Annotated in this window: 7 protein-coding genes; 5 read left to right on the top strand and 2 right to left on the bottom strand. The window is 73.6% G+C overall.

Annotation, left to right across the window (positions count from 1 at the left end; all coding sequences use genetic code 11):
* From gluQRS to Talka_RS09710, 4 genes are all read left to right on the top strand, one after another.
* A partial coding sequence (gluQRS, locus tag Talka_RS09725; protein WP_246100652.1) for a tRNA glutamyl-Q(34) synthetase GluQRS occupies positions 1 to 972 on the top strand: 972 nt, incomplete at its 5' end.
* A complete protein-coding gene (gene trmB / locus Talka_RS09720; protein ID WP_246100651.1) occupies positions 969 to 1,712 on the top strand; it encodes a tRNA (guanosine(46)-N7)-methyltransferase TrmB in 744 nt (247 codons plus the stop codon). The genes gluQRS and trmB, both read left to right, overlap by 4 nt.
* A complete protein-coding gene (gene ribD / locus Talka_RS09715; RefSeq protein ID WP_143891108.1) occupies positions 1,705 to 2,859 on the top strand; it encodes a bifunctional diaminohydroxyphosphoribosylaminopyrimidine deaminase/5-amino-6-(5-phosphoribosylamino)uracil reductase RibD in 1,155 nt (384 codons plus the stop codon). Before trmB ends, ribD begins: the two co-directional genes overlap by 8 nt.
* On the top strand, positions 2,859 to 3,818 hold the full coding sequence (locus tag Talka_RS09710) for a pseudouridine synthase (RefSeq protein ID WP_143891106.1): 960 nt from the start codon (positions 2,859 to 2,861) through the stop codon (positions 3,816 to 3,818). Before ribD ends, Talka_RS09710 begins: the two co-directional genes overlap by 1 nt.
* On the opposite strand, the gene Talka_RS12010 is transcribed toward Talka_RS09710, so the two are convergent.
* On the bottom strand, positions 3,806 to 3,910 hold the full coding sequence (locus tag Talka_RS12010; RefSeq protein WP_221933880.1) for a hypothetical protein: 105 nt from the start codon (positions 3,908 to 3,910) through the stop codon (positions 3,806 to 3,808). The genes Talka_RS09710 and Talka_RS12010 overlap by 13 nt on opposite strands.
* Here Talka_RS12010 and Talka_RS09705 point away from each other — a divergent pair.
* Complete coding sequence (locus Talka_RS09705; protein ID WP_185970125.1) at positions 3,879 to 4,835, top strand: LysR family transcriptional regulator; 957 nt, start codon at positions 3,879 to 3,881, stop codon at positions 4,833 to 4,835. The genes Talka_RS12010 and Talka_RS09705 overlap by 32 nt on opposite strands.
* Here the strand turns inward: Talka_RS09705 and alaS are convergent.
* Positions 4,823 to 7,480, bottom strand: a complete 2,658-nt coding sequence (alaS, locus tag Talka_RS09700; RefSeq protein WP_143891102.1) for an alanine--tRNA ligase — start codon at positions 7,478 to 7,480, stop codon at positions 4,823 to 4,825. The genes Talka_RS09705 and alaS overlap by 13 nt on opposite strands.
* Positions 7,481 to 7,517 lie beyond the last annotated feature (37 nt).

The following is a 7,517-nucleotide window of genomic DNA, read 5'->3' as shown; positions in this document are numbered from 1 at the left end:
CCGGCGTGCAGCAGCCCGGCCGGCCCGCGCTACCGCGGGCGCTTCGCGCCGTCGCCGACCGGGCTGCTGCACGCCGGCTCGCTGGTGGCGGCGCTGGCCAGCTGGCTGGACGCGCGCGCGCACGGCGGCGCATGGCTGGTGCGCCTGGAGGACGTCGATGCGCCGCGCTGCGTGCCGGGCGCGGGCGAGGCCATTCTGGCGCAGCTGGCGGCCTGCGGGCTGGAGCCGGACGAGCCGGTCGAGTGGCAGTCGCGGCGCGGCGCGCTCTACGAGGCGGCGCTGCAACAGCTGGTGGCGCGCGGCTGGGCCTACCCATGCGCCTGCACGCGCCAAGCCATCGAGGCCGCCTGGGCCGTGCGCGGCGTGCGGCGCCAGCGCCACGCCGTGCTGCCGTACCCCGGCACCTGCCGCCCCGAGCGTGGCGGCCTGCGCGGGCGCGCGCCGCGCGCCTGGCGGCTGCACGTCGGGCGCGTCATCGCCGAGCTCGGCCTGCCGGTGCCGCTGGCGTGGCACGACCGGCGCCTCGGGCCGCAAGCGCAGGATGTGGAGGCCGAGGTCGGCGACTTCGTGCTCAAGCGCGCCGACGGACTGTGGGCCTATCAGCTCGCCGTGGTGGTGGACGACGCGGCGCAGGGCATCAGCGACGTCGTGCGCGGCGAGGACCTGGCCGACAACACGCCGCGCCAGATCGTCCTGCAACGGGCGCTGGGCCTGCCGACGCCGCGCCACCTGCACACGCCGCTGGTGCGCGGCGCCAATGGCGAAAAGCTCTCCAAGCAGAACGGCGCACAGCCGCTGGACCTGCGCGACCCGCTGGCGGCGCTGGCCGCAGCCGCCGCGGTGCTGGGGCTGCCGCCGCCCTCTGGCGGGCTGCATGAAGCGCTGCAGGGATGGGTCAAGCCGTGGCGCCTGCGCTGGTCGCAACCCGGCGCGCGGGATGCAGGCAGCCCGTCTCTACAATCAGGCTCGTGACCGAACCAACGCTACCCGCCCCTGAAGCTGCAACGGCGTCGCCCGGCATTGCCCACCCGAAAACCGTGCGCAGCTTCGTGCGCCGCGCGGGCCGCACCACGCGCGCGCAGGCCCGCGCCTTGGTGGAGCTCGGGCCGCGCTTCGTGCTGCCCTACCGCCCGCACCCCTTGGATCCGCAGGCCGTCTTTGGCCGCCGCGCGCCGCTGATCCTGGAAATCGGCTTTGGCATGGGCGAGGCCACGGCGCAGATCGCGCGCAGCCGCCCAGACGAGGACTTCCTCGGCTGCGAGGTGCACGAGCCCGGCGTCGGCGCGCTGCTCAAGCGCATCGGGGAGCTTGCGCTGACCAACGTGCGCATCGTGCAGCACGACGCGGTGGAAGTGTTGCAGCACATGATCGCGCCGCAGCAGCTCGACGGGGTGCACATCTTCTTCCCCGACCCGTGGCACAAAAAGCGCCACCACAAGCGCCGCCTGATCCAGCCGCCGTTCGTCGCGCTGCTGACGAGCCGCCTCAAGCCCGGCGGCTACGTGCACTGCGCCACCGACTGGCAACCCTACGCCGAGCAGATGCTGGAGGTGCTGTCGGCCGAGCCAAAGTTGGCCAATGCCAGCTCCGACCCGACGCTCGGCGGCTACGCGCCGCGGCCCGGCTACCGGCCCCCGACCAAGTTCGAGCAGCGCGGCCTGCGGCTCGGCCACGGGGTGTGGGACCTGATCTTCCGCCGCCGCGATGAATGAGGCCGCGCTGTGGGCTGAGCTGCACGCGCTGGCGCAGCGCGCGGTGGGCCTGTCCGACCCCAACCCGCGCGTGGCCTGCCGGCTGGTGCTGGCGGACGGGCGCGCCTTCGACGGCCACACGCAGGAGGCCGGCGGGCCGCACGCCGAGGTGATGGCGCTGCGCGCCGCGCAGGCCGCCGGCGCCGACGTGCACGGCGCCACCGCCTGGGTGACGCTGGAGCCGTGCAGCCACCACGGCCGCACCCCGCCGTGCTGCGACGCGCTGGTGGCCGCGGGCGTGGCGCGCGTGGTGGTGGCCGCCATCGACCCCAACCCGCGTGTGGCGGGCCGGGGCGTGCAGCGCCTGCGCGCCGCCGGCATACGGGTGGACGTGCTCAGCCCCGACCACCCGGCGGCGGTGGCCACGCGCGAGCTCAACATCGGCTTCTGGAGCCGCATGGTGCGCGGCCGCCCATGGGTGCGGATGAAGGTGGCGGCGTCGCTGGACGGCGCCACGGCGCTGGCCAACGGCACGAGCCAGTGGATCACCGGCGCCGCCGCACGCGCCGATGGCCACGCCTGGCGACGCCGCGCCGGCGCGCTGCTGACCGGCATCGGCACCGTGCGCGCCGACAACCCGCGGCTGGACGTACGGCTGGTGCCGACCGCGCGCCAGCCGCTGCGCGCGGTGCTGGATTCGGCGCTGGAGATCGACCCGGCGGCGCGCATCCTGCAGCCGCCCGGCGCCGTGCTGCTCTACACCGCGCAGGACGAGGCCGCGCGCGCGGCGGCGCAGGCCCGGCGCGCTGTGCTGCAAGCGCAGGGCGTGACGATCGTGGACTTGCCCGGCCCGCCGAAGACGCCGGGCGGCGCGCCGAAGGTCGATCTGGCGGCGGTGCTGGCGGACCTGGCCGCGCGCGAGGTCAACGAGCTGCACCTCGAGGCTGGCTCCAAGCTCAACGCCTCGTGGTGGCGCGCCGGGCTGGTGGATGAGCTGCTGCTGTACCTGGCGCCACGGCTGCTCGGCCCGGGCGAGCCGCTGGCGGCGCTGCCGCCATTGGCGCAGCTGGACGACGGCGTGCGGCTGCGCTACGTGGATGTGGCCCCAATCGGCGACGACCTGCGGCTGCTGGCGCGCGTGCCGGGGCGCGAGCCTTGGACGACCTGATGGCCCGCCCGCCGCGCCCCGCTTCAATCGCGCTACGCCACGGCGTCAGCCCCAGCTGCCTGGCGCTGCCACGGCTGCGCCACTGCCCCTGGCCAACGCTGCTGGACTGCCTGGCTGAGCGCATGCCGCATGTACCGCGCGAGGTCTGGCGCGCACGCTTGCAACGCGGCGAGGTGCTGGATGAGCGCGGGCAGCCGCTGCATGAGCGCACGCCCTACCTGCACGGCCAGCGCATTTATTACTGGCGCGAGGTGGCGCAGGAGACGCCCATCCCGTTCGAGGCCGAGATCCTCTTCCGCGACGCGCACCTGCTGGTGGTGGACAAGCCGCACTTTCTGCCGGTCACGCCCGGCGGGCGCTACGTGCGCGAGACGCTGCTGGTGCGGCTGAAGGCGATGCTCGACCTGCCCGAGCTCAGCCCGCTGCACCGCATCGACCGCGATACCGCCGGGCTGGTGCTGTTCAGCGTCAGGGCCGCCGACCGCGACGCTTACCAGCGGCTGTTCCGCGAGCGCCGCATCGACAAGGAATACGAGGCGATCGCGCCGTGGCGCGGCGACCTGCCGTGGCCGCAGCGGCGCGTGAGCCACCTGCGCGAGGACGAGGCCGCCTTCTTCCGCATGCGCGAGGCCAGTCCCGCCGAGGTCCTGCCGCCCAACAGCGAGACCTGGATCGAGCCGATCGAGCGGCTCGGCCCCGAGGGTCGCTGGGCGCGCTGGCGGCTGCGCCCCGTCACCGGCAAGCGCCACCAGCTGCGCGTGCACATGGCGGCGCTGGGCGCACCGATCTTGGGCGACCCGTTCTACCCCGAGGTGCGCCGCGGCCCGCACGAGTCCGACGACCACGCCGAGCCGCTGCGCCTGCTGGCGCGCGCCATGGCCTTTGACGACCCCGTCACCGGCCAGCGGCGCCGCTTCGAGAGCCGGCGCGCGCTGGCCCCGCCGACTCACTGCTCATGACCCAGCGCGTAGCCGCGCTCGCCGTCGAAGGTGCAGAGGTTTTCGGTCTTGATGACGTCGATGCCGCGCACCACCTTCCACCAGCTGCGCACGCTGGAGGCGGTGGTGCGGCTCGGCTCGATCACGCGCGCGGCGCAGGAGCTGCACCTGACGCAGCCGACCGTCTCGGCCCAGATCCACGAGCTGCAGCAGGCGCTGGACGCGGTGCTGGTGGAGCCGGCCGGCCGCGGCATCCGCCCGACCGAGGCGGCGCAGCTGCTGCGCGCGGCGGCGCTGGACATGTTCGCGCGCTGGCAGCGCTTCGAGGACGAGCTGCAGGCGCTGCACGGGCTGGAGCGCGGCGTGCTGCGCATCGCCGGCGTCACCACCACCGAGTACTTCATCGCCCAGTGGCTGCACCGCTACACCACCGAGCACCCGGGCATCGACATCGAGCTGGCCGTGGACAACCGCGACGCCGTGGTGCGCCGCCTGCGCGAGGAGGCCATCGAGCTGGCGGTGATGATGATGCCGCCGGAGCAGCCGCCGCTGGAAGGCGTGCCGCTGATGGACAACCCGCTGGTGCTGATCGCGCCGCTCGATCACCCGTGGACGCGGCTGGCGCGCGTGCCGCGGCGGATGCTGGACGGCGCGCCGCTGCTGCTGCGCGAGCCGGGCTCCGGCACCCGGCTGGCCACCGAGGCGTGGCTGCGCGCGCAGGGACGCCAGCCGCAGATCCGCGCCACGCTCGGCAGCAACGAGGCCATCAAGCACGCCGTGGCCGCGGGGCTCGGGGTGGCGTTCCTGTCGCGCCACGCGCTGGCCGACGACCCGGCGCGCGACGGCGTGGTGATCGTGCCGATGGCCGGCACGCCGATCCAGCGGCAGTGGATGCTGGTGTGGCGGCGCGACCGCCGCCTGTCGCTGGCGGCGCGGCGCTTCGTCGAGCACATGCGCGCGCAGCCGCCGCAGCCGCCCGCGACGACGCCGGCTTCACCCGCCCCGGCGCCGCCCGGGGACACCGGTCAGGCCGTCTGAGCGAGGCCGAGGCGCGCCTGCACCCAGCCTGCCACGCCTTCCAGCGCCGCCGGCAGCGCGGCGACGTCGCTGCCGCCGGCCATCGCCAGATCCGGCTTGCCGCCGCCCTTGCCGCCGACCCGCGCCGCCAGCGCACCGACCAGCTCGCCGGCCTTGACGCCCTGCGCCACCAGGTCCGGCGTCACGCCGGCGCACAGCTGCACTTTGCCGCCTTCCAAGCTGGCCAGCACCACCACCGCGCGGCCCAGCTTGGTTTTCAAGCGATCGACCGCCTCGCGCAGCACCTTGGCGTCCGCCCCGTCCAGCCGCGCGGCCAGCACGCGCGCATCGCCCACCGCCACCGCCTGCGCAGCCAGCTCGTCGGCCTGCGCGCCAGCCAGCTTGCCCTTGAGCGCCTCGACGGCCTTCTCCAGCTCGCGCATGCGCTGCTGCACCTGCTCGATGCGCGCCACCAGCTCCGGCGCCGGCGCCTTCAGCGCCGCCGCGGCGGCGGCCACCTGATCCTCCAGCTGCTGCAGGTAGGCCAGCGCCCGCTCGCCGGCCACCGCCTCGACGCGGCGGATGCCGGCGGCCACGCCACTTTCGGCGACGATCTTGAACAGCCCGATGTCGCCGGTGCGCGCCACGTGCGTGCCGCCGCACAGCTCGCGGCTGGAGCCGATGTCGAGCACCCGCACCGTCTCGCCGTACTTCTCGCCGAACAGCATCATCGCGCCCAGCGCCTTGGCCTGCTCCAGCGGCATCACGCGCGCCTGCGTGGCGCTGTTGGCCAGGATCTGGGCGTTGACGCGCGCCTCGATGGCGCGCAGCTGCTGCGCCGTCAGCGGCGCCGGGTGCGAGAAGTCGAAGCGCGTGCGCTCATCATCGACGAGCGAACCCTTCTGCTGCACATGCTCGCCGAGCACCTCGCGCAGCGCCTTGTGCAGCAGGTGGGTGGCGGAGTGGTGGCGCATCGTGGCGGCGCGACGCGGCCCGTCGACCTGCGCGGTGACGTGGTCGCCCACGGCGATGACGCCCTGCGCCACCACGCCGTGATGGCCGTGCACGCCGGCCTTGATTTTCTGCGTGTCGTGCACCTCGAAGCGCATCGAGCCGCTTTCCAGCACGCCGCGGTCCCCGACCTGGCCGCCGCTTTCGGCGTAGAAGGGCGTCTCGTCCAGCACCACGATGCCGCGCTGGCCGGCCTTGAGCTCGGCCACCGGCGTGCCCTCGTGGTAGAGCGCCACCACTTTGGCTTCGGCGCGCAGGTGCTCGTAGCCGACGAAGCGGTTGTCCGGGCCGGCGTAGTCGAGCACCCGCTCCATGCGGAACTTGCCCGCCGCGCGCGCCTGCTCCTTCTGGCGCTGCATCGCGGCCTCGAAGCCCTCGAGATCGACCGCCACGCCGCGCTCGCGGCAGACGTCCTGCGTCAGGTCGAGCGGAAAGCCGTAGGTGTCGTGCAGCTTGAAGGCCACCTCGCCCTCGAGCACCTCCTGGCCGCCGGCCAGCGCCGCATCCAGGATCGCCATGCCGTGCTCCAGCGTCTCGTAGAAGCGCTCCTCCTCGGCGCGCAGCACGTCCATGATGCGCTGCTGCTGCGCCGCCAGGTTCGGGTACGCCTCGCCCATCTGCGCCACCAGATCCGGCACCAGCCGGTGGAAGAACGGCGCCTTGCGCCCGAGCTTGTAGCCGTGGCGGATGGCGCGGCGGATGATGCGCCGCTGCACGTAGCCGCGCCCCTCGTTGCTCGGGATGACGCCATCGGCCACCAGGAAGGCGGTGGCGCGGATGTGGTCGGCGATCACGCGCAGGCTGGGGCTCGTGAGGTCGGTGGCGCCGGTCTCGCGCGCCGCGGCGGCGATCAGCGCGCGGAACAGGTCGATCTCGTAGTTGCTGTGCACGCCCTGCAGGATCGCGGCGATGCGCTCCAGCCCCATGCCGGTGTCCACGCACGGCGCCGGCAGCGGCCGCACCGAGCCGTCCGGCTGCATGTCGAACTGCATGAACACGTTGTTCCAGATCTCTATGTAGCGGTCGCCGTCGGCCTCCGCGCTGCCGGGCGGGCCGCCGGCCACCTCGGGGCCGTGGTCGTAGAAGATCTCCGAGCACGGGCCGCACGGGCCGGTGTCGGCCATCATCCAGAAGTTGTCGCTCTGGTACTTGCCGCCCTTGTTGTCGCCGATGCGCACGACGCGCTCGGGCGGCAGGCCGATCTCCTGGGTCCAGATGTCGTAGGACTCGTCATCCTCGTGATAGACGGTGGCCCACAGGCGCTCGGGCGGCAGCCGGAACACCTCGGTCAGCAGCTCCCACGACCACTTCAGGCTCTCGCGCTTGAAGTAGTCGCCGAACGACCAGTTGCCCAGCATCTCGAAGAAGGTGTGGTGGCGCGCGGTGTAGCCGACGTTTTCCAGGTCGTTGTGCTTGCCGCCGGCGCGCAGGCACGCCTGCACCGACGCCGCGCGCACATACGGACGCTTGTCGGTGCCGAGGAACACGTCCTTGAACTGCACCATCCCGGAGTTGGTGAACATCAGCGTCGGGTCGTTGGCCGGGATCAGCGGACTGGACGGCACCACCGTGTGCCCGCGCTGAGCGAAGAAGTCCAGGAAGGTGCGCCGGATGTCGGCAACGGTAAAGAACGGTCGATCGGCGGGTTGGCTCATGTCGGTCGGAAAGCGTGGAGCAAGCCCTTCATTCTAC

Origin of the sequence: Tepidimonas alkaliphilus, assembly GCF_007556595.1 — a bacterium.
Classification (GTDB): domain Bacteria; phylum Pseudomonadota; class Gammaproteobacteria; order Burkholderiales; family Burkholderiaceae_C; genus Tepidimonas; species Tepidimonas alkaliphila.
Note: the sequence above shows the minus strand (reverse complement) of the source record. Positions and strands in the feature narration are given on the sequence as shown.

What these genes read in the sequence shown, in the direction of transcription:
- ribD (WP_143891108.1), top strand. Translation starts at nt 1,705, where the DNA reads ATGAATGAGGCCGCGCTGTGGGCTGAGCTGCACGCGCTGGCGCAGCGC.
- Talka_RS09705 (WP_185970125.1), top strand. Translation starts at nt 3,879, where the DNA reads ATGCCGCGCACCACCTTCCACCAGCTGCGCACGCTGGAGGCGGTGGTG.
- alaS (WP_143891102.1), bottom strand. Translation starts at nt 7,480, where the DNA reads ATGAGCCAACCCGCCGATCGACCGTTCTTTACCGTTGCCGACATCCGG.
- Talka_RS09710 (WP_143891106.1), top strand. Translation starts at nt 2,859, where the DNA reads ATGGCCCGCCCGCCGCGCCCCGCTTCAATCGCGCTACGCCACGGCGTC.